Origin of the sequence: Sphingobacterium sp. UBA3519, from assembly GCF_002377215.1 — a bacterium.
GTDB lineage: Bacteria > Bacteroidota > Bacteroidia > Sphingobacteriales > Sphingobacteriaceae > Sphingobacterium > Sphingobacterium multivorum.
Map to the genome: position 1 here is coordinate 15,814 of NZ_DFPI01000031.1, position 26,602 is coordinate 42,415.

Consider the following 26,602-nt stretch of genomic DNA (forward strand, 5'->3'; position numbering starts at 1 on the left):
GCTGGAATGGGGAGGTGAAAGTTATCATTCGAATTAACGATTCAATGAAGCTATAGATTCGGGGAGAGATAATTTATTTCAAAATTTCATTATCTTAGTGCATGTGGCCACCGATATCAATTGACAAAATAGAACTTCTTATTTTGCAAGCAGAACTGACAATGGATTATAAAGCTTTAAACCTTTGGAATCTCATCAAAGTAACTCCTCATAAGTGGCAAGAAAAATCGTTTGGAGATGAGAGTGGGGGCTTTTGGGTGGTTGCCTTATTTGGAAATCAAATAATTTACTATAATGACATTGAAGAAGGCTTTAATATATCATCGTTTGAAATCTACGGCGTTATTGATCAATACGATTGTAACCAATCTGAATTGACCGCCCCCATTAATTATTTAGTTTCACAGTTGAGTCAAATCCCTGACGAGATTATTTAGGATAATAAACCGAACTAAAAAAATAGATAAATCATAAAAAAGCCACATCTCTCGACGTGGCCATAAATAAACATATGATTCACTAGTGGTTTGTCTTTTATTACTGGCAAACCACTAATTATTTAAATTCTATTTATACGAATTGATCGATCTGGATACTTTCCAGTCATTGCCCACACGTTCCAAGGTAACCAGATCAGTCTTGATGAAGTTTTCAAATTTCAAGGTCACTTTAGCCACCATATAGTCTGCCGATTCCTCAATGATGTCTGTGCTTACTGTGCAGTTCAGCTTTTCCCCTTTTTGCTTTTTCAAGGATTTAACCACTTCGCTACGGCTGTTAGACTGCGCATTGGTAGCTTGAATCTTTTGATTGAAATCAGCTGCAAACAACTGCTCTACTCCTGCTGATTCTCCCTCCGTAGTGACCGCAACATAGTGATCAAGTGCCAAGTCTGCTGTAGAAAGGTTAACGTTTGCTTTTGTTGCTTTTGCTCCAGGTCCCTCAGCTGCCATAGCGAAAGTTGATACTGCGATTAGAGCTGCTGCTGCGAATGTTTTTACTAGCGTGTTCATAATGTCTTTATTTATAGTGTTAGTTTTTAGTTCTTATTTGTTGACTCAAAACTACAACACAATAGACCCCTAGCCTATGGCCTTTAGACCAACGATCAGGAAAACTCGGTGAATGGCGGTAATGGGGAGAGGAAAGGGTTTAGAATAAAGCATTGAATTTTCGATAATCAGACTATAACAGCTATCTTTAATAGCAAAAGCTTCCACAAGTTAACCCCAGTCAAACATATTTCGCACAGATTCAGCAGCACGCCCAGGAATTTCTAAATACAAATGGTCAGAATTTAAAAGAATGGCTGGCCTTAAGATTAAATATTCAACTCGAAAATGGACTGTTTTTATTTCCCACAGGAGGTATAATGATAGAAGATAGTGAGGAATTGCCAGAAGAACCTAAAAGAATCCACCTAGCGGGAGTTGACACTAAAATAATTGAGGATTTTATTACCGAAAATCCTACAACAGCCTTTGTAGAATATCCTTGGGAAGCAATATCAATTGAGAAAAAATTAGCTTTCGAAGATATGCTGTATAAAGAAATCGATTCATCAGGATCTATAGTCGATTATTTACGGAGCCATTCTACGAACACTATTTTAAAAGGAGCCACAGTTTCAGCCTTTTGCATAAATGTTAATTCATCTCAGGTTTTATTTGAAATACAAAGTAAAAAGATCGATCAACGCTTTGCATTAATAGCATTCAAGCAATCCGATCGAGATGGAACTCGTTTGTTAAAAGGTATTAAATTATTTAATGATTTTGACGAATTCAAAGATCTCAAGATGTATCCAGACAGAAACGAATGGGAGAAATAAATTGAAATGAAAAAGGAAGGCAAGATCTTCATACAGTATAAATAAGCCAATACAATTTATCAAAAAAATTTACTCCAATAAAACTATTTTCAAATAGCCGTTGTTCTTATAATACAAAACGGCTACAAGCTTCCTTTCGAAAGAAAGGTTCAACATAAAAATTGGCGTCGTACAGTGAAAATCCAATAGTCTTTAAAAACTTTGGATGACGAAACAAAAAAGAGGAAACGATAGGAAACATAAAAATTACTGTACAAATAAACGCTAAGAGAAAGGGTCTGATGAGAATCAGGCCCTTTTGACGTAAAAATCCAGATTTCAGGATCTGGCTTCTAAACTAAAACGTACTACCCCTAGTTTTCGGGATCCTTTATTTGCTCCAATAAGCATATCATCCGCTAATAATCAGCCTTTGTTATAAGCATCCATCTCATTATATTGAAAATGAAAAATAATGCAAGCCAAGCAAAAGAAAACATATCCGGGTATTGTAGGACAGCATGTAGGCTATAAAGACCTGCTATCCCTATAACTATCGAAAATATCCTATCTAATGTAGTTCCCAGTCTTCTTTTTATGATATATAACGAATGCAGTAAAACTGTTGTACAGATTAGAATATAAATAGTCGCCAGTAGAGCTTGAACAACTAAGTCCCACATGTTGATGAAATCAACATAATTCAGGCAAGTAAAAAATTGAAATAGAGCAAGAAATAACACCATAAAAAAAAGGAGCGTAAACTTTTCACCCGGTAGAGGTAAAAGCAACAAAAGCAATATTGTAATGATGTTAATAAACGCTTTATATCTTACTAGTCTTTCCATTAAGAAACTATGCTTTTTCATAATTGATTTATTTAATATCCCAAAGCTACCCTTCTTTTAAGATCAAAAATTTGATAAAAGGCAAAAAAAAGACATATCTCTTTACCATGGATGTTGTCTATACGCCAAAACAAAAAAGCCACATCTTCCGATATGGCTCTACAACATATATATTTATTTGAGATGGCTTCTACTTATACGAATTGATTGATTTGGAAACTTTCCAGTCATTGCCTACACGCTCCAAGGTAACTAGATCTGTTTTAGTGAAATTCTCAAATTTCAACGTCACTTTAGCCACCATATAGTCTGCGGATTCTTCTAAGATGTCTGTGCTTACTGTACAGTTCAGCTTCTCTCCTTTTTGCTTTTTCAAGGATTTAATCACTTCGCTACGGCTGTTAGACTGCGCATTGGTAGCTTGAATCTTTTGATTGAAATCAGCTGCAAACAACTGCTCTACTCCTGCTGATTCTCCCTCTGTCGTTACCGCAACGTAGTGATCTAAAGCCAAGTCCGCTGTGGAAAGGTTAACGTTTGCTTTTGCCGATTTTGTTCCCGGTCCTTCAGCTGCCATAGCGAAAGTTGATACTGTGATTAAGGCTGCCGCTGCGAATGTTTTTACTAATGAGTTCATAATGTCTTTATTTTATATTGTTAGTTTATCTGTTCTTATTTGTTGACTCAAAACTACAACACAATAGGCCCCAAGCTTATGATCTTTAGACCAACGCTCAGAAAAACTCGGTGAATGGCAGGAATGGGGAGGTGAATTTTAATTTTGTGATGTAGGTCACGGTAAATTACCATACAAAATCAAGAAATTTGTTCCAACAAGAAGAAAATCAAAGCAATATGAAAGCAAAACAACTCTTTAGGCAAATAGGAATATTTTCGGCTTTATTAATCTTAATAGTAACGCATTGCTATGCAACAAACCGAAAACCAAAAATTCTATTCGTAGTGACTAGTCACGATACAAAAGGCAATACAGGCGAAAAAACAGGTTATTATCTCGGGGAAGTCTCGCATCCATGGGAGGTTTTAACAGCTGCCGGATATGAGATTGATTTTGTTAGCCCACAGGGCGGAAATCCACCTGTGGATGGATTTGACCTAAATGATCCCGTTAACAAAAAATTCTGGGAGGATAAATACTACCACAATAAAATCACCCATTCACTCAAACCTTCTCAGGTAAAACCTGAAGAATACAAAGCCATCTTTTACGCCGGAGGACATGGTGCGATGTGGGATCTGCCTTTCGACCCATCAATCGCAAAGATTGCCACCAAGATATATGAGGCAAATGGGGTCATTGCAGCTGTATGTCATGGACCTGCAGGCTTAACCAACATCAAACTGAGCACCGGCGAATATTTGATAAAAGGGAAAAAAGTTAATGGCTTTAGCAACGAAGAAGAAGAGCTTGTCAAGCTCAGCAATGTTGTTCCCTTTTTACTAGAAGATAGACTAAAAGCAATAGGTGGGATTTATGAAAAATCCGAACCTTGGCAGTCCCATGTCACTATTGACGGCAGATTGATCACTGGGCAAAACCCGCAATCAGCCAAAGCTGTAGGCATAGCCATCGTCAAAGCATTAGCTGAATAAGGTACACCCCAAAAATAAAAACATTGCCTTTTGAAAATCATAGGGTCTGTCCAATATTTACTGTACAATTAAACGCTAACAGAAAGGGTCTGATGAGAATCAGGCCCTTTTTTTGGCTTCTAAGGGGTTTACAAATACGTCCCTGCTTCTGCAAACTGACACGATTAGATGTCTGCGTATTTCTGAAAGTCAGCGATTACTCCCGGAGTAGTAGTGGAAAGCTGGTGAAGATTTACGGACTATTTTCTAGAATCGCCTCTACTTTACGCCCGATTATTTTAAGCATCCTTTCAAATCCCACATCTGTAGGGTGGGTGCCATCCACTGTTCCTTCCGAATCATCACCTATCAAATGGTCTGTAGGTATGTAATACAAATTTTTGTAACCTGCCTGTAGCAGTCTTTCATACTGTAGCTTAAAATTCTTATTCTGCTCGGTCAATTGCGCGCTCCATTTTAAATTATAATTGCCGACCTGACGGGTAATACTCTCTATCAGCAATATGGGTTCCTGAGGATGGGATTTACGAATCCGTTTCACAAAATTAAACGTTCGTTCTTTGACTTCTTCGGGACTACTATTTGGCACACAATCCATGATGAGTAGACCCATAGAATCAATATCACATAGCATATCAGCCACGGCAGGCTCCATCCGGGCATTGCCACTCACGCCCATGTTGATCACATTGGCGTTCAACCGCCGCCCTAATTGCGCTGGATAAGCTAATCCCGGGCGGCTTGCGGAAGCACCATGGACGATGCTGGAACCATAAATCACGACCTTTTTGTTAAAAGACTGTCTGGTACCAACAAAGGTGGCTTTGTCATCAATAATCAGGTCAAAATCCAATAGCTCTTTATACAAGGGAAAGTAAACAAGAAATTCTTTTTCTGTTTTCGCCATATCTTCAACAAGCGTAGCTTTACTTTCCGCCATGTTCAGATCGGGACGAGCTACCCCTGCAAAGCGCCACCCACTGGGCTCTTTTACATATACATCAAAACCCCGTGACATAATCGGCGTGGAATTATTGCCTAGCGCCGCATCCGCCGTCTTCCATCGTAAAGATAATTTGCTCGTATTGCTCTTAAACGTAATAAACATTCCTGCAGCATGGGTATATAATTTCTTTACCGCAGCAGGAAGTTGCCTGTACTTCGCTGTATCTATCCGATGAAATTTTGGTGCGTTTTCAAAAGCTCTTCCCTGCAGCTCAAATTTGGCCGACGAAATAACCTGCTGGGCGTATAAAGATACTGAGCCACAAACAAGAAGGAGGAAAAATAGGATACTTGTCTTTTTTCTCATGATGTTTCAATTAATAGCAATAGAAATGATTCTAATTGAATAGTGGCCATCTCATATTATCCATAAGATGGCCATCTACTTATAAAGGTATCGAATTTATTTCACTGTAAATACCGTAGCTACAGCGCGTTCACCTTCATGGTCAAACTTTCCATTATCTGAAGGATAGTTAACCACGCCTTCGCCCTTCACCCAAGCTGTGGAGGAACCGCCACCATCATAGTTTAACGCGGAAGTGCAGCCCAAGGCAGCCATTAACTCGCCCAGCTGGGGTATCGTCAGTCCCTGTGATTGTGATGAGCGGCCATCAATAACAGCTACAATAAGTTTATTGTCCTTGGTAAGCCCCACTGCTGTACGGGGATGTCTGCTGGTATTGAAATCTACATTCAACTGCTCCAGCACCTGACCATTCTGCATCAATAACGGGCCGCCAGCCAGTGCAGCGGTGGCGCTCAGCGTCCCCCAGCCTCCTGCGGGTTTCGGCACAATCTGATAGCTTTGCCCCGTAAAGGTAAATGCACCATTTTCACGGTAGCTATTAAATCCATTCACAGTCTGATTGATTACCTGGCCATCGTATTTGAAAAATACGGTTGATCCGCCTGTACTGGTATTAAAGTAACTGCCGTTAAATGCCACCAAAGCGCCCTTAGCCGTCGCGGCAGCACTTGTTTTTAGAAATCCGGTCTTCACATAGGGAATTTCCAGCTGCATGCCTTTCTTCAGATCGATCTCAAATACATTGACATATTGTTTGGTTTCAAATATCCGTGGAAATTGGTAATATTTCCACAGCACACCGTCAGCAACCGTTTTTGTATTCCAAGCTGCCGTATTGATAATCTCCGCCAAGTTTTCTTCCTGGGGAATACTGTAGTCATAGGGCAGCTGCGTTCCGCCCTCATTTTTCTTGCATGAAATAACAAGAAAAAGCAGCAATAAGCTATATATAAAATTTCTTTTCATCTGTTTTACTTTATTTCGCCGATCCACTTTAATTTTAATGGAACCACTTTTTCAATTGTTTTCTGGTTAATAGTGTATACGGCCGATTCCATATTGCGGTAAAAGACGACCTTGTTTTCTGATGGCAGTAATCTTGCCGCACTTACGTTGCCCGTCCCCCAGCTATAGGGCCAGTTGGCAAAATAGTGTTGCGGCACAGTTTCCCGCTCATACTGAAAGGCCTTTCCTTTTCGCTCCGCCAATAGCACCTTGTCCTTTCCGATCAATACCAATGATTTTCCCTGGATATACCCTGTATTGATTTGGCTCCAGTTCAATGTGTCTGGCAGCGTCAGCCATTTCTGAATCGGTTGTTCATCCAGCACCTTAAAATCTTTTTTTGAAACTTTACGGCAATAGCCATCAAAGAGGATGTACCATACGACCACGTCGTCAATATATATCGGTGGATTAAACTCTGAACTCCCTTTCAGAAAAGGAAACAGCTTCTCCACTGGACTGACACTATAGCTTGTGTTAGCTACATCCGTTGTGTAGACCATATCCTGTGTGAGATAATAGGTGCTGTCTTTTTTTGTCCATACCGCTTCCGGTGTCAGCCAGGTGCCTTTTAACGTAAAGAGATGGTTGTCATCGTAAGCGTTAAATATTCCGCCATAATCAAGACGGTCTTCCTTTTTGGGCTGAATAGCACCTTCAATAAAAAATTTCGCTGTCACCCCATCGTATTTTTCCAGGCGTGCAGCAACAGCGATCGCATGCCAGTGGTTGGAAACAACATACACCGTATCTCCAGGCTGGATGATTCGCTCTCCAGCGTTATTTTTGAGGCGTCTGCTGAAAATATAATTCTGCACCGTCGTCTTGGAGTTTTCCTCCTTGAAGATCAATGCCGCAGGTACCCCCTTGCTGACCAATTGCAGCGCCATGGACGAAGCTTCACAAATCTTGGAACCGTGCGCACCACAACCTCCAGACACCACAATAGCATCCATCGGCCGGATATGGTAGAGCTGGGCAGCAACATCTACCCGCTGGGCCAATACCTCAGGATCGGCTGAACCCAATAATAGCAGGATATTCTTGTGCTCAGCAGCTCGGCTGTTGCCTAATAGAAGAAGGGTAAGGATAAATAAACAGCTTAATTGTTTCATCTTATTTCACTTTTGCACCCATCCAAGTAGAAGAGCGCGGGTTATTATTGATATCTTGTTGCATGCGACTATCGTCCAATGCCGGCTTATATTTCTTGGCAAGCTCCAGCAATCCGGATGAGCTTAAACCATAACTCATGGACGGATTTTCGGCACCGATGGGCAGGTAATCCGGATTCAGCATGGTCGCAGGTTCAAAGCTTAGCTTTGGAACAATGCTTCCATCAGCGCCATACACCGCCTTCGTAGCAACAGTGTGCTGGATTAATGGAACAACAGCAATGTTATCCGAATAAGCATCAACATCGCTTGAACTGCCCGCCTGAATATTGCCCGAAACGATTGAATTGATCAAAGTCAAGTTGTTGACATTGCTGCGGCGATAGACACCTCCGCCGGGACCAACAACGGCATTCTTGGTAATGGTTGTACTGATTACGTCTGCCTGACAGTTATCATACAGCATCAGTCCGCCACCGCCGTTGGCTGATGTACTTGAATTTTCAGCCAGCAGGCAATTAACAAATACCCCTTTTGATTTTTCACGCAGATAAACCCCTGCTCCATAGGATGTATTTGAATTGCCAACCACCTCACAATTATAGAGTGTAATAGCTGCATTTGGATAAGCGTGTAAGCCCCCTGCGGTGCCTTTGGCACTATTGTGATTAAACTGGCTATCGTAGGCAATCAGTGACCCATCGGCGATCCATAGTCCGCCACCGTTATTTCCGCTGTTGCTATTATTGTTGATGCGACAATTTTCCAACCTGAGCTGGGCACCTGAAAACGCATAGATGCCGGCAGCAAAACCTGCGGTTCCCTTATCTGCGGTCGCTTTATTATCAATCACCTCCACATTTTTGAGCAGAACCCTGGCCATACCAATTAACATACCGCCACCTTGGCCACGGCTGAATTTTACGTTATCGATCGTTGTACTGGCACTGCGGTCGGTGGCATTTCCCCCTTTGATGCTGATATTTGCCAGCATAACCTGATTTTCAGGATCCGGGGTTGCCGTCACTGTGACTGTGTGAAACACCGATTTTCCACTGGAAAGCTTCCCCTGAAAGATGGTTTTATACAAGGCCGGATTGGGCTGATCTCCAGGTTTGACATTGGCCGCGTATCCGCCTATTAGGCTGACATTTTTTGCGATCTCTATGGTTTTATCGGATTCCTCATTCACATCACCATTGCGAATGGTTCTAGTTGGAATATAGGTTCCCTCGGCCAAGAATAGGGTACTGCCTGTCGTTGCTTTTTCGAGTGCCTGATCGAGATCTGTAGCACTACTCCACGAACTGCCATCTCCCTTACCTGCGGGAGTCACATAAAAAACGGGCACTTTTCCGGATTCCTGCAAAATCAAGATCTCCTGCGATACATTATCGTTCAGCCTGAGCAGCAAAGTCGCCGAACGTTCATCCTCCGAATTTTTCGAAACAGAAAACCGGATCTTATTTTTCCCTTTGGGATACACCGTACTATCCAGTTTGATCCAGTCTTTGTCGCTACTGACGGTAATCGTTGCATTCGCCAAGATGTCCAACTGATAGGTATCGGCCCTACTGCCGACCTCCATATAATCCCGATCGACCAGGAGCCGCTGCTCACTTTCGATTTTATCTTTTTTACAGCTCTGTATGCCTAAGGCAGACAAAAGAACCATAAAAATATATAACGATTTTTTCATTATAATCAATGTTTTTTGAACCTACTTATTGTTTTGTGTTGCTATAAATCTGCTGCAGCTGACGGTAACATTCAATCAGCTGGGCTGTGGTTTCATAATGACACTCAAACATGAATACACCTTTATATTTAATTTTTTCCAGTGCGGCCAATATGGTATTCCAGTCATTCTGCCCTTTACCATTACAAGGTAGGTAGTGACTTTCCTTTGTTCCATCCCCATCCGCGACATGAAGCGTCTTGACGCGCGGTCCAAAAGCCAAAAGCAGCCGCTCGGGATGTGCAATATGGTTCATATCCACTGCAATGCCAACCTGATCAGGAAAGCGGGCAAAAAGTTCCTGACATTCTTCTACGGTCCGCAGTAGGGGTCGTTCCCGCTCCCCTACCGTCAGCGAAGGCCCGAGCATATTTTCGATGACGAGTTGAAGCCCTGCCCCCGATACCGCCGTGTACAACTCATTGACAGAACGTACCAGCTGCTCCTTGCGGGCCTCGCGTCTGTTGGGTTCGAGATAATAGGATGGGTGAAACAGAATCACCTGCGGATGAAGACGGTAAAGACCTTCCAGTAGCTGCAAATGCATTCGCATCACCTGCTGCCGCTGCTGTTCGTCCAGCGTAGAGATATCTATTTTGGCGGAAAAGGGCATATGGATAGACCATACCTTCACCGCAGCTTTTTTCAGTACAATGGCCAACGAATCGCATTTAAGCAACCATTCAGCCTGCGGGATTTTTAAACTGAGGTCTGCATTGACGAAGCTTCCGAGACCTGCAATCTCTATATAATCCATACCAGCTTCTTTGTCTGCTTTTAGCTTTTCAAATGCTATCTTCCGGATATCAAGAGAGTAGCCAACGGCATAATCAGGCCGATCCTGTTTTTGACAGTACGTATATCCAGGGATCAAAAGATAACAGAGGATCGAAATAAAAATAAGTTGTTTCATGTTATCTGTATAATTTCTCCCATTCAGGATTTTGTTTCAAATTTGGGTTTAACTTGATATCTTCGATTGGGATCGGTGCATAGTAATCACGTTTTTCATCAAACTTACCCCGTTGATAAAATGGATCAAGTGACCCCTTATTGGCATTCTGTGTATTCGAAACTGGGTCCCAAAGTGTCCGCTGATTGATATTGATCAAGGTGGTCACCGTACCCGGTGCACCCGATGTATTACCTGTATGGACATACACATCCGCCTTGCCATCTCCTGTAAAATCATAAGCTCCGATACCGGGAAAATAAACCCCGACAATAGGCTGATTCAGTTTGGATCCGGCTTTCCATCGCATTAAGTCATCCCAGCGCTGTCCTTCGTTGAACAATTCGATCCGTCTTTCGCGCCGTATTTCCAAAAGAACTCCCCTGAATGCACCAGCATCAACATTGGGATACATGGCCAGCAGATAGGGGTCAGGGTTAGCATTCGCTTCAGCGAGGGATAGCATCGGCATCCCCGCACGGCTACGCAACTTATTGACCGTCAAGTCAAGGTCGCTTTGACTGATCGTCCCAAGTTCGGCTTTTGCTTCGGCATTGATCAGCAGTGCCTCCGCATAACGGAATAAGATGACATCAAAATAGGAGGCCGATACGCCCCATTGCAATTTATCCGGCAATGCCTTGATCAGACGGTAGCCTGTCGTGGTGATCGTCAAGTTGACAGGCTCATTCGCTGTTTCGCCGTTAGCTCGGAAGTCTGGCCCCGCTGTTGTCTGTGTAAGCCTTGGATCTCTATTCTGCATTTCTTGATAGAATTCCATGGTCTTGTAACCTGATCTATCCGTAAAACGGCTTCCATCCTTCATCAGATAGCTATTGATCATATCTTTGGCGATACCGTACGCCCCCGAAGTTGCTGAGGTAAAGGAATAGCCAAGGCCATGCACACGCATGCCCAGTTCAAAATCAATGGCAAGGATAGTCTCCACCTGATCCTGATTATTTCGGGCGAATAGATTCCGATAGGCTTGATCCGCACCGCCCTGGCTGTACAAGGTATAGGCCCCACTATTCATCAATTCGGTCGATGCACTAACAGCCTCATTCAGGAACTTTTCATGTCCTGCGATCTGATGGTATTTTCTAAATGTTCCTTCAAAGAGTGCCACCCTTGCTTTCAGCAGCAGCGCCGTGTATTTAGTGATCAAGTTAAGCTGTTTTTCAGCTGGTATATTTTCGATCGCATAGTCCAGATCGGCCATAATGGAATCCATCACCAGCTGCCGGGTGTCCCTAGCCTTGAAAAGGTCTTCATCTTTGGCACTCAGCACCTTTCCGTACCAGGGCACGTCACCGAAAGTTTTCACCTTATCGTAATAAAAATTCGCTCTAAAAAAACGGGCTATGCCGCCGTATTTCTTTTGTGCTACAGCGTCGGGAACTTTATGGTAGTTGGCCAGAAAATAATTGATCTTGCGCAACTGGCTCCAGGACCAACCGCCCGAACCGCTTCCCACGGGGACAGTTCGATTGCCCTTGATCCGGTCGGCAACCGTAAGGGGTATCATATTATCCGAATTACCATCGTTTGTATACCAGGATTCATTGGGTAAAAAGGTGTAAAAATCATTGGTGGCCACCTCCAGATCCTTTGCTGTATTGAAAAAATAAGGCGCTTCCACCTGGTCCTCCGAGGGACGGTCCAAATAATCTTTCTGACAAGCTGCCAGCGATAGCAAGATCAACAGACCAAGTAGTTTATAGGTGTTTGTTGTAAGTTTCATTATCATTGCGTTGTCAAGTATTAAAGCGTAAGCATTAAACCAAAAGAATAAGTTTTACCCATGGGATAGTCCCGTAGCAGTCCCCGCTCCGAGGAATCCGCAGGATCATTGGCACTTGCAGGCGAATTATAATTGATCATTGCACCTGCTTGTTCGGGATCTATATACTTCGTCAGATGGCCAAAGTTCCAGGTCAACAGATTCTCGCCGCTGAAGTAAAACCGTAATTTTTCAACTTTATAGCGCCTTGTCCATTTCTGCGGTAAGGTGTATCCCAACGTAAAATTTTTCATCCGTAGGAACCCAACATTGGTTAGGTAATAGTCGTTCAATTCGTACAGCGACCTTCCACTCTGCAGCGACGAGTATCCCCGATAGATCTGTGGATACCTGTTCCCTTTATTGTCCGGCGTCCATGCATTATCTACCAAGTCTTTGCGTACAAAGGAAAGATATGGGCGCTGGTAGGAACCCCAGTATAAATCTCCTGTCGGGTACCAATCCTGTTTGGCAACACCAGCAAAGGCTGCCGAGAGATCAAAATTATTCCAGGAAGCACTCATATTGATTCCAAATGGAAATTTCGGCATGGCATTACCAATGGGTTTAATATCACCGTGGTTGGCAAGCGTATTATCGCCTTTGTCGATGCGTCCATCACCATTGAGATCCACGTATTTCACATCGCCGCCGCGCAACATATTCCATTCACTATTTTGCGACACACTCAGAATATCATTATATACTTTGGAGAGGGACAATTGTGGATCCTGGAAACTATTCTGGTAGCTCAATGCCTCCGCATCGGACTGAAACTGTCCGTCGATATGGTATCCCCAGATCTGCCCTAGCACCTGTCCTTCGTAATAGGAGCTCAACAAGCCTTGTGGATTATTATATTTCGTAATGATCCCTTTAAAATTAGTGGTATTTGCGGCGATGTTGAAACGAAAGGGTGAGCCGGCAAGGTCAAATTTATCCTGGTAGCTTACCCCCACTTCAAAACCTTTATTGCGCAAAGCAGCATAGTTTTCACGCGGTTCATTAGCTCCAAATACCGCTGGAAGTGGCTGCCCCGGAAGATACATGCCTTCAACATCCTTCTGATACCAGTCAAAGTTGATATTTAGCTTGTTCTGGATCAGCCCAAGATCAACGCCAAAGTCAATGCTTTTGGTCCGTTCCCAGGTGACGACATTCGGCAACGGTGCCGGTGTACTCGCCCCGATAAGACGGGAGCCTCCATTTAGCCAAGCCAACTGCTGCACCGTCATCAATTCTTTAAAGGTATTGACACCTACAGTCTGGTTGCCGAGCTTGCCATAAGAAGCTCTGAGTTTTAAGGTAGGTATACTGCCTTTGATCGATTCCCAGAAGTGCTCACGATCTAGCTGCCAGCCTAATGAGACGGAGGGAAAAAATCCCCATCGGCTCCCGCTTGGAAAGCGTGACGAACCATCATACCGTGAATTTATTTCCAGCAGGTATTTATTATCGTAGGCATAATTAAAACGGCCAAATACACCCTGAATAGCCCAATTTTCAGCTGTTCCACTCAGGCTATACATGGAAGTCCCCAGCGCCAGGTTGGATAGATCTTCGATCAGCAGGTCGTCCATGGCCCCGGCGATACGGTCCCGGTCAAAGGATTCCTGATTGTAGCCTACCAATAATTTGAACTGATGTTTTTGCGCCACACTTTTTTCGTAGGTCGCAAACAGGTTCATCGCGTTATATTTGTCTTTCCAGCGGTATTCTGTCAGACGGTTGAGCCCTGCTGTCGTATAATTGAGCTTGTTGCCCGAATAGTAACTAAAGGGGTTGAGGCGTGTGCTCCGTGAAAAGTTTTCGATACGGTTGCTATAATCAAAATTTACCTGTAGGCCTTTCATTGGCTTGAGCAGGACACGGAAGGTATTGGTAAACTCTTCACTATTGCGTACCTCCCAGCTTTTTCCGGATTCCAGCCCTGCATTGGCTCCCTGACCGCCAGTACCCACACCGATATCCGTTGGAATACCATCGACAAAATTGGGGTAAAAAGGCATTAGATTATACCAGGTCGTCGTGCTCCAAAGTCCCCCCAGACCATTACTGTACCCCCCATATTCTTTATCCTTTTCGTTGATGAACTGCGTATTGTTTGAAATTTCCAACCAGCTGTTGGGCGTGAATACCAAATTGGATTTCATATTCTGGCGATCCATATTCGCATCGTCATTGATATTGTTGATCGTTTCCCGTTTGAATACACGTCCAGAGAGATAGGCTTTCAACTTTTCACTGCCACCTGAAATGGCGATATTATGGAAGTTGGAGGGCTGATATTTTTTAAATAGGTAATCCCACCAGTTGGTCTTATAGAAAAATTTATAGGTTCCGTCTGTCTGTTTCTCATGAAAGGGCGCAATCTCACCTGCAGCCACCATTTTAATTGCGTCCCAGTCCATTGCATTGTAACGTGTATAGGAACTGCCGTTATAACCATACAGTGCGGCATCTACTGTTTTACCATAGACATAGGGATCGGAGATATAGTCGGTACGGGAGGCGGGTGTAGTCCAGGCAAAATTATTGACATAATCGACCTTAACTGTTCCTGCCTTTCCTTTTTTGGTGGTGACCAAGATGACTCCAAAAGCACCACGGGCTCCATAAATGGCCGCCGAAGCAGCATCTTTCAGGACAGAAACACTTTCAATATCGTTGGGATTAACCCGTGTGATATTCCCTTCGATCCCGTCGATCAATACCAGCGGGCCGCCCTCATTGATGGAATTGAATCCCCGCACATTGATATCGGGTGTTTTGGATGGATCACCGCTGTTGAGCTGTATATTCAAGCCCGGCATAAGTCCCTGGAGTGTACCTGCAATATTTGCACTTGGACGCAGCGCGATATCATCCGCATTGACCTGCGACACAGCTCCCGTCAGATTGGCTCTTTTCTGTACACCGTAGCCCACGACGACAACTTCTTCCATTGCATTGATAGCCGGCTTCATGGTCACATGCAATGTCGACTGCTTTGCCAGCGCTATTTCCAGCGGCTGATAGCCAACCATCGTAAATACAAGTATGGCATCCGGGCTGCTGACCTGGATCTGAAAGCTGCCATCCTCCCGACTGAGTGTTTTCTCCTTTTTGCCTTTTTCACTGATAGTAACATTGTCCAACGGTCGGCCCTGATCGTCTTTGACAAATCCTTTGACCGGGTACAGCTGCGGAGCCTCCGTAACCGATACCTGGCGAACGGGCTGATCCACTTGTTTATTCAAGACAATATTTTTATCCGCTTTGACATAAGATAACTGCAACTGGGCCAATAGATCTTTCAAGGCTTCTTCAAAAGAAATATTGTGGTAGCTCACGCTGATACGGTCGTCTTTTGCGATCAGCGATTCGTTGTAAAAAATATTGTATCCGCTTTGCTTCTGCAGTTCTTTCAAGACAGCACTCACTTTCACATTATTCCGCTTCAGATTGACGGTCTGGCCAAAAGAAAATGCATGCAGCTGCAAATTGGCTGCGAATAAGAGAGGAATTGCTAATGACAATTTCATAGAAATTGGTATTTTCTGGGATCTTACCTGACATAATTGGGTCGGTCCGATCAATTTTTTTTTATTAAATTGCATTCGGTTGAGATAAAATTTAACGGTTTTACTATTCATCCATGTCGAGAAAAAGACAAAACTTTCAGGGGCGTTGGCGCGCTCCTGATTGTTATATATGCTTCCCTTCTCATCAGCGTTAGTTTAGCACATATATCCTCCTTCCTTTACGTTCGAAATGTACGCCACCGGCGAGAGAAATTGTTTTCAACAATTTATCGATATTTTCATAGCGGGAGATTGTCCCGGAGAAGTGCTGTCCCTGCAGCTGATCTTGGTAACTGATCTCGACATCATACCAGCGTGCTACCTCGTCCATGACCGTTTGAATGGATGCATTATCAAAAGCAAAATTTCCATTTTTCCAGGCAAGACTATAGAACGGATCCACTTGTTCCTTTTTCACGCTCTTGCGGCTTTTATCGAAAACGACCTGGTCATTGGGCGCTAGGACCTGTTCTTTCAAGGCAGCATCGCCAAAAGATAGCTTGACTTTTCCTTCTACCAACGTGGTAACGATTTGATCCCCAAAACTCCTGATGTTAAAATGTGTTCCAAGAACCTCGAGTGTCTGTGCTCCACTTTGCACGATAAAAGGTACCCGTTTGCTTTTATTGTCCATTTTAGCCACTTCAAAATAGGCTTCACCTTCGAGCTGCACCGACCGCAACTTCGCATCAAATTTTACAGGATATTTGATCTTACTGCCTGCATTGAGCTGCACAAGACTTCCGTCGGCCATCTTTAATGTATACTCTCCACCTCTAGGGGTTACGACCGTATTGTAGACGATGTTATTTGTTGGTGACAACATGTCTTTGAGCTTATAACTGATTTGACCTTTATTATCTTTGGTGATCAAATATTCGCCTTGGTCAAGGACTGTATCCGCATGGAGCAAACTGAGGTCGATCTGTTTTCCATCTTCAAGAATGATTATGGCTTTATCAGAACCCGGTACGATCGACACCGTAGACAGCTGCTCTTTTGGCTGCATATCCACGGTATAAAAGTTGTAGTAGCCCCATAGCACGGCTCCGCAGAACGCAAGAAAGATTGCCGCCACCTGCCACCATCTACTCCTGAAATTAAAATGTCCATCTGTAGTTCTTTGGTACGTAGATGCAGGTGTTGCTAATCTCGGATCGGCTAATATATTTTCCATCATCCGATGTGGATCGGGGTATGTTGCGGGCTTTGCAGGGTACGAGTTCTCTCGCCAGACTTTCTCCCAAGCCTGCAGAAATGCAGGATCATCCATTAATCCTACAAGCAGTTCCTGTTCTTCTTTGCTGGCTTGATCAGCAAGATATTTACGTATTAATTGGCTGTATTGTTCAATTTGGTTCATTCCTTTGGATCGATTTCAACTACATAATCGCACGAAGCCGGAAAAAGTACCAATAGAAAAAATTTTTTTTTACGGATTTTAGGCGACCTAACTTTTTAGCCCCCTGAGATGGCTAATTACAACTACAGGAAAAGAGGTGGCAACCCGAGTTGCTTAGAAAAAAAAGATGGACAGGATTTTATCCAGCTTGAACCGGACAAATTTTGAGGCGAGACTGAGGTGATTACGCACGGTATTTTTGGAGAGCCCTTCTTCATCGGCAATTTCCTGATAAGATTGATCTTCAAACTTGCTCCGCCGGTAAACTGCCTGCTGCTGTGGAGGCAATTGTGCAATAATAGATTCTAAGATGACCTGTAGCTCTTTGCCATCCAATTCTTCCTGGAGCGAAAAAGAACTTTCAGGCCAACTGTGCTGAAGCGACTGCAGATAGTTGGATCGGACCAGCGATTTACGGAAATTGGATATGGCCATTCTCTTTGAAATAGCAAATAGAAAGGGAAAAATGGCTTCCGGACCGGAGAGCTGCATTCTTTTTAAATAAAATTCAATAAAAACTTCCTGTGTGACCTCCTCCGCATCACTGTCACTTTTGCAGAGTTGTCTGACTTTAAAATAAATAATCGGCTGATAATAATTGAACACAATACCAAAAATAGACTGATCTCCAGCTTGTAATAAGAGAAAATCGTCCATTGATATGGAAATATGTTTCAGTCCAACGATCATGAATTCGGTATATTTAATTGATGCAAATTAACCTAACAGATGTTAATTTCATATAAAATTAACATTAATATCCATAATTACGAGCTCAGTCGCCTTATAAAAAAACAGAGCTGTCCAAGTAGATTGGATCGCTATTATTACATGAAGTAAGGCTATTGAAGTTACTTGACCAACTAGCTCTCGATTTTACCGGATAAACTAATATCGAATAAGTCAGCGCGAATAATAGATAAACCCTCGCGAATACCAATCGTTTACGTCAGTCAATTTCCATGTCCTTATTTTTATTAATAGATAATTACAACATGCTCAAAAGGCATATATGGTTTAACAAAAAAACTTAAAAACAATGAAAAAGTTATTGATGAGTCTGATAGCCGTAGCTGCGCTATCGACAGCGGCTTTTGCAGGCACGGAGACAAAAGCACCAAAAGAAAATGCAGAAGTAAAAACAAGTACTTCCGCAGCAACTGAAAACACAAACAAAGTTGAAGTTGCCGAATTAACAAAGGAAAACAATGCAAAGTTTTTAACAAAGTGTGTTTATACGCTAACTGTCTACAATAGTAGTGGCCAAGTGATTGACACTTTCACTTCGCAAACCTATGTCGAAAATTCCTGTTCAGGATTCTTCGACAACTGCAGAACAATTTACAGACATATGCTTGCCCATGGTGAATTAGGAATATAGTCTGCAAATTATATTTCATTCGAATTATAATTGCTAAAACATAGCGGGGCTTAGGCCTCGCTATGTAGTCATGCGTTGATGTCGGCCTATTCCAAAAGATTTATCAATGCTTACCTTCTTTGACATGTGTGCAATTTCAGCTGCTTACATGCAATTCAAAAATCCTTAATGGAAAACAGCTACCAATCAATCATTTGATAGCTGTTTCTAACAATCTCTGCTTAATTTTATTGTACCTGCACCTTCAATAGTTTTAACCATCCGGTATTGGTCACATCACCATTTACGGCAAGTTTTATGCCCGGCTGGTTTTCATTTGAGGTATCGACAATAGCAATGGCCCAAGTATAGTTTCCAGCGGGAAGGCCAACCTTGGCTTTTAATTCGTACGCTATTGGATTATTCTTAAGCCAGGTTGAAGGTTCTCCTTTATCATCTACAAAAACTTCTTTCACCTTATTTTCTTCATCCAGCAGTGCAAAAGCTACCTTATATTTATAGTTCCATTGGGGAATATTGTTCGGAAAATACCCCCAGCCCATATTCCGCCAGCGATGGTTAATCGTCGTTTCGGTACCGGTATTGACTTTCTCCGGTAAATAGACGCGATCGGGATATAAACGATACCCCCCTTCAGAAATAAAACGTTGGCATAATGTAAAGGACTTGGTGAACCAGCTTTCAATTTCACCGATACGGAAATCCATCATGTTTACAGCGGCTTCCAAGGAGCTGTCAAATTCGCCCTGCCGAACATCTTCGGGATGGTCTTGCCTATATTTACCACTTGGATCAGTCCAGTAACGATGGGTACCAGTCGTAATCCAACCACCTTCCATAATAATCGGACGTTTAAAATTCCAAACCTTAGCAAAATTTTTCTCCCAGCTTTGATAATAATCGGTCATTCCAAAGGCATCCTGACGCAGGCTGTATCCTTTGCTGATCATCTTATTCAACAACTTCTCCGAATTCGGATTTGGAGCTCCATTGCCCGCTGGGTCGCCAACTACGCGATGATAATTGATTAGCAAGGGGACCTTTGTAAAATTCTTTGAATAAACATCCGAAATCCAATCGACGACTTCTTCTTTGATGGCCTCAATATTTTGACCAGAGGGGTTATTGGGATCTTCATATATTACACTGTGCCCCTCGCCCCACAATCCGAGTCCATAGGCATCTACAAAGGATGTTTTATTTAAATCATTAAAATCCTTAGCTAATTCTTCGATCAGCTTGCTATAATATTTCCTAAAAACAGGGTCTTGCAGCACCGGCGTTTTTCTGTCCGGAAAAGATGCATTGGCCACATAATACTTGGCGCCTGCATCAAAAACAAACTGCGGCGTATTTGCTCCTTGATCGCGACCGTCGACCACGATACGAAAGGCGATTGGCAATCCTTTATCTTGTGCCCCTTTGATCATTTTATAGATTGCGGTGCTGGGATCCCTCCAGGCATATACGCCATCTACAGGATTAAAAGTTCGCCAGCTGGTACGGATATAACAGGCAGATGCATAGTCAATTGCTTTGACCGTTTTACCTAAGTCAGGTACATAGAATTGGGTGTCCCAATAAGAGGGATTGCCCGAAGCTGAGGCATACATGACCCAACCATTTAAAGGGTTACGAAACATGGCACTCCTGTTGTAACTGGGCTTCACCAAGGTGCCCGACAGTGCTCTTTCAGTATCGGCGCCTTCTTTCTTACATGACACTGCTAGAAAGCAAAGCATAACAGTAAATGCTTTGAAACAGGCTTTTTTGTAATTTATATTTTTCACTTTCAAAAATGTTAAAGTTAATTTATGCGTTTGGATACGGTTGCTTACCGTTTTAACGCCAGAATCGTCATATTTCTTAAATCAAAAATCAGCACATTGGTCGTCGCCGGGATAGTGAAATAAGAATTGCGATTTGCACTCGAATTGCCCCCGCCCAGTTCAGTTACTTTTCCCAGAGTGAGCGTCAAGGTCTGGGCCACCCCCGCAGACGTGAGCGGAGCACTAAATGCGTAAGCCAGGTTTTTGTTATTACTGTTATCTCCAGTCACGATAAACTTCGTAGTCCCTACTTTACCACCGGTATAAACCAAAACTTGCGGATCGGCCAAACTTACTTGGCAATCCATTTTAACCGGAGTTCCCCAGCCATTGATACTTCCGTGCATCCATAAATCTGTCACCGTTGTCGTATAAGGTTGATCACCTGTCCAGGTCACGGTCTTTGCTGCAAGCATTTTTGTCGGTGAATAGATTGTTGCTGTGGCCTTTTGCATGTTGACCACGACACGGTATTCTCCAGCAGTTTCTATTTTCCAGGAGAACACACGTTCCCTCATCTTAATACCAACAGCATTCCCATCGCTTAATGAGGTGCTTCCATCGGAAGTAACGACGTAATTGGTCTCACCGTTAAATTCTACCGGAATTTCGAGTTCGCCCGGCTGCAAATTCAAGACATAGGCATACTGATCCAAATTTTCCAGTGTTTTTGGCATCTCCACCTTGTTTCCGCCAACGGCACTTCCGCTCAAGAACACTTTATCGGCATCAAAAACAACCGCCTTGATCGGGTTTACTGTAATTCTTACGGTACGTACTTCGGGTGCCTCAAAAGTAGCACCGCCCTCCCATTGGGCGACCACTCTAAACTCCAGCGTAAAGCTCTTATTTGCGGGTATGCCCCACTTTTCGTTTGCCCAATTTTGCAATTGCTCGGAAGTAAAGCTTCTGCTGAATACATTATCGTCTTCATAATTGAATATGGCTGTACCAGTCCCAAAATTATTTCCCACAACATCCAACATGGTACTGTAGCTGATCAAATGATCATCTGACTGCGCCCTGGCGGGCTTCCAGTTAAATGTGACGATATCTTTGGTCAAATTGACCTCGTCCAACGTAATGTTTTCCGACGAAGGCTGAAGGGCCATCATTTCATTGACTTTGGGTATATCCTGAATTTCCTGTTTGCAGGATAACTGGCAAAGTACCATGCTTAAGAAAAATAAGGTTTTGTATAAATAATTGATGATTTTCATTGATTTATATTTTTGCTAACGTTTGGATAGAATCATGCGCCTGACTGGCGTCGCTGCTGTTTGTTATGGGGTTGGGAAGCTGCCGAAAATTCAAATGCTATTCGTACAGCTTCCCGCTACCATTAATTATAACCTGGGTTCTGCGGGAACGGCGCCCCTGTATTGGCATCCCTGATCACCTGTGGAATAGGCCATAAGATATTGTTGTCCGTAATTTTATCCTTTATCGAATTATTATACTTTTTGACACGCTCTACCAAGGTATTAGTGCGCACCAAGGTAAACCTTCTGCTTTCTTCGCCAACTAATTCGCGGATACGCTCATCGAGCAGGAAATCCATATTCATCTTTGCGCCCGTGATTTCGGATGCTCCGGCTCTTTTCCGCACCTCGTTGACGGCTTGCGCGGCTTTATCTGGCATATTTTGTCCCAAATAGGCTTCAGCAAGCAACAGATAGGTTTCAGCCAAACGGAATTTCATACGATCTTTATAACTACCGGTCAAACTTAAATTTTCAGTACGTCCGTAAAAGAATTTTGTAATCGCTGGAAATAAGCTTTTTGTCGTAAACCAGGTCTGCTCGGTAATATTGGCTTTTTTACCATATAGTGAGGTCTCATTCGCGTTGTTGTAATACCAGTTGCGTTTAATGTTATAACCTGAATTACGGATATCATTTGCTTCGAAAATACCAGCGACATTGCCTGTAGCATTGGTACCTGTGGTACCGACCCACCACTTCATTGGCACTAATTGTGCAATACCACGGCCGCCCAAGGTGTCAGCCAAAACAAATCCTGTAATCGTCGAGTAATTGGGTATCCAAGCCCGGCGGGTCCAGTCATCTGAATTGGTACCACCACCGATCGTGTTAAACTGGAACTGCAATACCCAGATACTTTCTTTATTGCCGCTTTTCCTATTTTGATTATTTTCCAGAAATAAATCGCTGAATACATCGCCTGGTTTGCTGCTATTCACGCCGTATCTGTTTTTCATCAGGTTATAATAACCGCTATTGATGACCGCCAATGCGGCTTTTTCGGCTTCGGCATGATTGCCCTGCAGCAGATAGATCTCGCTCAGTAAGTGGCTCGCTGCCCATTTGGTCAGCTTTCCTTCTTTGACGCCGTCTGGATTGGTAGGCAGGTTATCCACGGCAAACTTCAGGTCGTCTACCATATGTCCAATAACTTCGGCTTTTGGTGTGCGTGTAAAATTAAGCTGAAAATCATACAAAATGGTTTCTACATAAGGTACATCGCCGTAGAGATAAACCAAGGTGCGGTAAGCATAAGCCCGAAAGAAGCGGGCTTCAGCCTGGAAGCGTGCTTTATCTTCCGGCGTATCCCAATTGGTGTTTTTTTCGGAATAAACCAACATCAGGTTTGCCGATGAAATAAGATTATAAGCCCAGTTCCAGTAAGTACCCACAAACCGTTCTGAGGCAGTAAGTGTAAGGTTTGCAAAAGCCGTCAAAGAGCCATCGCTATTAATGGCATCAGCGATATCTGTAGAGACCTGTAAAGCTTCATATGGGCAGGCACCATTATGGATGAAGGCGCCACCTTCGCCATAGGTATTGTATTCTGAACGTGTGAGTGTATACAAACCAGCACTCCCCACTTCGAAACCGTAGGTGCTGGTATAGGTATTGGATGGCGCCAGTTCAGTTTTCAGTTCTTCCTCCAGAAACTTCTTACAGCCTCCTAAGGTGAACAATAAGATAAGTCCCAAACTTGTTGTGATAATATTTTTCATTTTCATGTCCTATTCGATTAGAAGTTTACATTTAAGCCAAACATGTACGATCGTGCTGTTGGATAAGAGGCCATCCAGCTGTTGTCGTAATTGAGTACCTCCCTGATATTAGAAATCGTATTGAGATTGTTGACGCTGACATTTACATCAATACCATTTACACCTACCTTTTTAGCAATTTTGTGTGGCAACTTATAGCCAAAGGTGATGTTCTTCACCTGTACGTAGCTCACCTTTTTATAATAGCCGTGTCCCAATGGATTGAGATAGCCCGGCGAAACGATCGTCGCATTAGGATTCTCGGGCGTCCAATAATTGGCATCGTGTACATAGTTGGTAATTCCAAAAGTCCAAGCACCTAGATTGGCCATGTGATCATCGCGCCATACATCAAAAACACCGGTCAATAAAGCTGATGCATAAAAATTTTTGTAAGCAAACCGGTTGGCTAAAGAAGCAGTGTAGCGTGGGTTTTTAGACCCGATGACTACCCGATCACTGGCTTCTATTTTTCCATTGCCATCGCGATCGTACAATTTAGCGGCTCCGGGAGCTGCCCCATCAACAGTAATGGCTTCACCATTCTGCCATACACCGATCATTTTATAATCGTAGAACACTCTCAATGGCTGACCAATAAACCAGTTATTGGCAATATCATCGATACCATCCCCTCTTAACTCGACAATTTTATCGCGGTTTAAGGAAAACACGGCGGTCGTATTCCATTGAAAATTTTCTCCTTTAACGTTCGTCGAGTTTAAGGTGACCTCAATACCTTTATTTTGGGTAGCGCCGATATTGTCCCAAATTCGGTTATACCCATTCATGATAGGTACAGTACGGGTCATCAGCAAATCTTTCGTTTTAGAGATATAAGCATCAATAGTACCGCCCAATCTATTATTAAACAACTGAAAGTCAAGCCCCAGGTTGGTCGAATAGGTGGTTTCCCATTTCAGATTAGGGTTCCCCACACCATCACCGGCCAAATAGGCTGTCGTAACGGCAGTACCATCATCGCCCCAGATATATTTTACATTGGAATATAGGCGGTCTAAGGTGCGGTAGGGTGTAATCGCCTGGTTACCGTTGGCACCGTAAGAAAGACGGATTTTCAGCATGTCCAGCCATTTGACATTATCTTTCAGAAAACGCTCTTCTCCAATTTGCCATGCTGCCGCTGCCACAGGGAAGAATGCGTATTTATTGTTGATACCAAATACCGAGGCTCCGTCTGTACGTCCTGTCAAGGTTAATAGATATTTACCTTTGTAGGCATAATTTATCCTGCCCATATACGACAGCATAGCTGATTCTGACAACGAAGCACTATTGGAAACTAGACGGCTGGCCGAACCGATCATAAAGTATTCGGTGTCATCGGTTACAAAACCAGCTCCGCTCTGGGCTGTTGACCAGCTTTTCGTTTTTTGCATACTGAATAAACCCGTCACATCAAAACGATGATCGCCAATCTGCCGCTCGTATTTGAGCAGATTTTCCCAGGTATAATCGTTATAGTTGGAATTGTTAATGGAAGCACTACCTCCGGCTTGCGTACCTTGATCCCGGCCCTCAAAGGTGTTGCGCCCGTAATAGGTTCCTGTAAATCCGTTCCGATAATTATAACCAAAATTTGATCGTAAGGAAAGGCCCTCCACCGGCAGCAAAATATTGGCATAGCCAGAAAGAAAGAAGTTGTTATTATACCTATCCTGAATCGCATTGACGTTGCGCATCGGATTGACGATCAATGAATACTCCATGGGCTCGGGCACATACTTCCCCGATTCGTCTTTATAGCTTCCATAAGGACTTTGTTTTATGGCATGTTCCAAATTTGGCGTAATACCACCGTCGCTTTTTCGGGTATATTGCAGGCCAACGCCAGTGGTTAACCATTTATTAAAAGTCTGGTCCACATTGGTGGTTATATTTAAACGGGACAACTTAGAATTGTATACCACACCCTCTTGATCCAAAGCTGCAAGGGCAGCCATATATTTTGTATTCTCTGTACCACCTGAAATGCTCAGCTGATGATCCATGGTCATGGCTTTTCGAAAGACGTAATCCTGCCAATTGTTCGTAATGCCTTTCGCATAATTACCGCGTTCTGTTACGCTAATAATATCCCCGGCGATAGGATCCAATAGCGCTCCAGTATAGCCTTGCCTAATTCGGGCAATATCTTGTTGAAAGCGGATATATTCATTTGGCCCCATGACATTGATGCGTTGCATAGGCTCGGCCATGCCGATCAAACCTTTATAGTTTACCTGAGCTCTACCCAACGCCCCCCGTTTTGTTTGTATCAGAATAACCCCATTGGCCGCACGCGAACCGTAGATAGCCGAAGCGGAGGCATCTTTTAAGATCGAAAGGTTTTCGACGTTGTTAGGATCGATATCTGCCAGGGATCCGCTGTAGGGAATACCATCTAAAATAATCAATGGACTATTGTTGGCCGATATCGAATTTTCACCCCGTATCAACAGGGTCTGTGACGCTCCGGGTGCAGCTTCTCCGGTCGTAATGGAGAAACCGGCCACCTGCCCCACCAAGCGATCCATCAGATTTGAGGTAGATACCATGCTTAACTGCTCTTTTCCGACCACGGCCAAACCTCCCGTTAAATCTTTCTTCTTGGCTGTACCGTACCCTACGACCACAACCTGATCCAGGACATTATTTCCTGACATCTTCACATTGATGATTCCTGATGGATTGACCTCTAATTCCTGGCTATTGAAACCGATGTAGGTAAAAAGTAGCGTAGCCCTGCGTGGCGCCAGAATGGTATAACGGCCATTTGCATCTGTCTGAACACCGGTTTTCGCCCCTTTAATCATGACCGAAACACCTTTAAGGCCTTCTCCTGCATCATTGGTGACCTGACCTTTGACATTTATTTGATCTGTTGCTTGCGAATAAGCATAATTAGTCGCCACCACCGATAGGGTAGCACTCATTATCCAGCTCCTGAGCCAGATATGTATCTTTTGTATCATTGATTTATAATGGTTAGTTTAAAATTTACTTGCGTTCTTTACTTTCCCTTTCTCGTAAAGAATATGAGTTTAAAATAGGTCAGTTCGGATTACCCTGCGTGAGCCTAATCACGTGGTCGGGAGGAATTTTCATACACATATTTTGCTTTTTTAAAATTGGTTAAGACAAAACTATTATCATCACCAATTCGTAGGGTTCGTTTTTGTACGAAAATGGTTTGATTTTGTACAAAAGGCAAAAACATGTGTT

At 43.2% G+C, this 26,602-nt stretch carries 19 protein-coding genes; 4 read left to right on the plus strand and 15 right to left on the minus strand.

Annotated features, from left to right (window positions below; translation table 11 throughout):
* The first annotated feature begins 101 nt into the window (after positions 1–101).
* Positions 102–437, plus strand: coding sequence for a hypothetical protein (locus B3297_RS19855; RefSeq protein WP_236586112.1), 336 nt, complete (start codon positions 102–104; stop codon positions 435–437).
* A 129-nt stretch (positions 438–566) separates the two neighbouring features.
* Here the strand turns inward: B3297_RS19855 and B3297_RS19860 are convergent, their stop codons facing one another.
* Positions 567–1,013, minus strand: a complete 447-nt coding sequence (locus tag B3297_RS19860) for a nuclear transport factor 2 family protein (RefSeq protein WP_201639619.1) — start codon at positions 1,011–1,013, stop codon at positions 567–569.
* Between the two features lie 359 nt (positions 1,014–1,372).
* Between B3297_RS19860 and B3297_RS19865 the strand changes: the two genes are divergently transcribed.
* Positions 1,373–1,831 (plus strand): hypothetical protein, encoded by a 459-nt coding sequence (locus B3297_RS19865; RefSeq protein ID WP_201639620.1) that lies wholly within the window; start codon positions 1,373–1,375, stop codon positions 1,829–1,831.
* Positions 1,832–2,848: 1,017 nt separating this feature from the next.
* Here B3297_RS19865 and B3297_RS19870 read toward each other — a convergent pair.
* Positions 2,849–3,295 (minus strand): nuclear transport factor 2 family protein, encoded by a 447-nt coding sequence (locus B3297_RS19870; protein ID WP_201639621.1) that lies wholly within the window; start codon positions 3,293–3,295, stop codon positions 2,849–2,851.
* A 218-nt stretch (positions 3,296–3,513) separates the two neighbouring features.
* On the opposite strand from B3297_RS19870, the gene B3297_RS19875 reads away from it, so the two are divergent.
* Positions 3,514–4,272, plus strand: coding sequence for a type 1 glutamine amidotransferase domain-containing protein (locus tag B3297_RS19875; RefSeq protein WP_201639622.1), 759 nt, complete (start codon positions 3,514–3,516; stop codon positions 4,270–4,272).
* Between the two features lie 232 nt (positions 4,273–4,504).
* Here the strand turns inward: B3297_RS19875 and B3297_RS19880 are convergent, their stop codons facing one another.
* The 9 genes from B3297_RS19880 to B3297_RS19920 form a co-directional block, all read right to left on the minus strand.
* The gene (locus B3297_RS19880; RefSeq protein ID WP_286779345.1) at positions 4,505–5,584 is read right to left on the minus strand and encodes an SGNH/GDSL hydrolase family protein; all 1,080 of its coding nucleotides are present in this window, start codon (positions 5,582–5,584) and stop codon (positions 4,505–4,507) included.
* A 96-nt stretch (positions 5,585–5,680) separates the two neighbouring features.
* Positions 5,681–6,553: a phosphodiester glycosidase family protein gene (locus tag B3297_RS19885; protein ID WP_286767687.1), complete on the minus strand. Its 873-nt coding sequence runs from the start codon at positions 6,551–6,553 to the stop codon at positions 5,681–5,683.
* Positions 6,554–6,558: 5 nt separating this feature from the next.
* A complete protein-coding gene (locus B3297_RS19890) occupies positions 6,559–7,707 on the minus strand; it encodes a YdcF family protein (protein WP_070566352.1) in 1,149 nt (382 codons plus the stop codon).
* Between the two features lies 1 nt (position 7,708).
* Complete coding sequence (locus B3297_RS19895) at positions 7,709–9,406, minus strand: right-handed parallel beta-helix repeat-containing protein (RefSeq protein ID WP_115049874.1); 1,698 nt, start codon at positions 9,404–9,406, stop codon at positions 7,709–7,711.
* 25 nt (positions 9,407–9,431) lie between these two features.
* Positions 9,432–10,358, minus strand: a complete 927-nt coding sequence (locus B3297_RS19900; RefSeq protein WP_115049872.1) for a sugar phosphate isomerase/epimerase family protein — start codon at positions 10,356–10,358, stop codon at positions 9,432–9,434.
* Position 10,359: 1 nt separating this feature from the next.
* On the minus strand, positions 10,360–12,141 hold the full coding sequence (locus B3297_RS19905) for a RagB/SusD family nutrient uptake outer membrane protein (protein ID WP_115049870.1): 1,782 nt from the start codon (positions 12,139–12,141) through the stop codon (positions 10,360–10,362).
* A gap of 20 nt (positions 12,142–12,161) precedes the next feature.
* A complete protein-coding gene (locus B3297_RS19910) occupies positions 12,162–15,704 on the minus strand; it encodes a TonB-dependent receptor (protein ID WP_115050765.1) in 3,543 nt (1,180 codons plus the stop codon).
* A 190-nt stretch (positions 15,705–15,894) separates the two neighbouring features.
* Positions 15,895–17,106 carry a FecR family protein gene (locus B3297_RS19915; protein ID WP_115049828.1) on the minus strand — a complete coding sequence of 404 codons (1,212 nt, stop codon included), beginning with the start codon at positions 17,104–17,106 and terminating at the stop codon, positions 15,895–15,897.
* Between the two features lie 153 nt (positions 17,107–17,259).
* A complete protein-coding gene (locus B3297_RS19920) occupies positions 17,260–17,802 on the minus strand; it encodes an RNA polymerase sigma factor (protein WP_159332797.1) in 543 nt (180 codons plus the stop codon).
* 382 nt (positions 17,803–18,184) lie between these two features.
* Here B3297_RS19920 and B3297_RS19925 point away from each other — a divergent pair, with 382 nt between their 5' ends.
* Positions 18,185–18,526, plus strand: coding sequence for a hypothetical protein (locus B3297_RS19925; protein ID WP_070566365.1), 342 nt, complete (start codon positions 18,185–18,187; stop codon positions 18,524–18,526).
* Positions 18,527–18,753: 227 nt separating this feature from the next.
* On the opposite strand, the gene B3297_RS19930 is transcribed toward B3297_RS19925, so the two are convergent.
* From B3297_RS19930 to B3297_RS19945, 4 genes are all read right to left on the minus strand, one after another.
* Positions 18,754–20,316, minus strand: coding sequence for a DUF4832 domain-containing protein (locus B3297_RS19930; RefSeq protein ID WP_236560128.1), 1,563 nt, complete (start codon positions 20,314–20,316; stop codon positions 18,754–18,756).
* A 44-nt stretch (positions 20,317–20,360) separates the two neighbouring features.
* Entirely contained in the window at positions 20,361–21,575 is a 1,215-nt protein-coding gene (locus B3297_RS19935; protein ID WP_115049824.1) for a SusE domain-containing protein, read from the minus strand.
* Between the two features lie 122 nt (positions 21,576–21,697).
* Positions 21,698–23,338, minus strand: a complete 1,641-nt coding sequence (locus B3297_RS19940; RefSeq protein WP_286779346.1) for a RagB/SusD family nutrient uptake outer membrane protein — start codon at positions 23,336–23,338, stop codon at positions 21,698–21,700.
* Between the two features lie 17 nt (positions 23,339–23,355).
* Complete coding sequence (locus B3297_RS19945) at positions 23,356–26,352, minus strand: SusC/RagA family TonB-linked outer membrane protein (protein WP_286779347.1); 2,997 nt, start codon at positions 26,350–26,352, stop codon at positions 23,356–23,358.
* Positions 26,353–26,602: the final 250 nt, after the last annotated feature.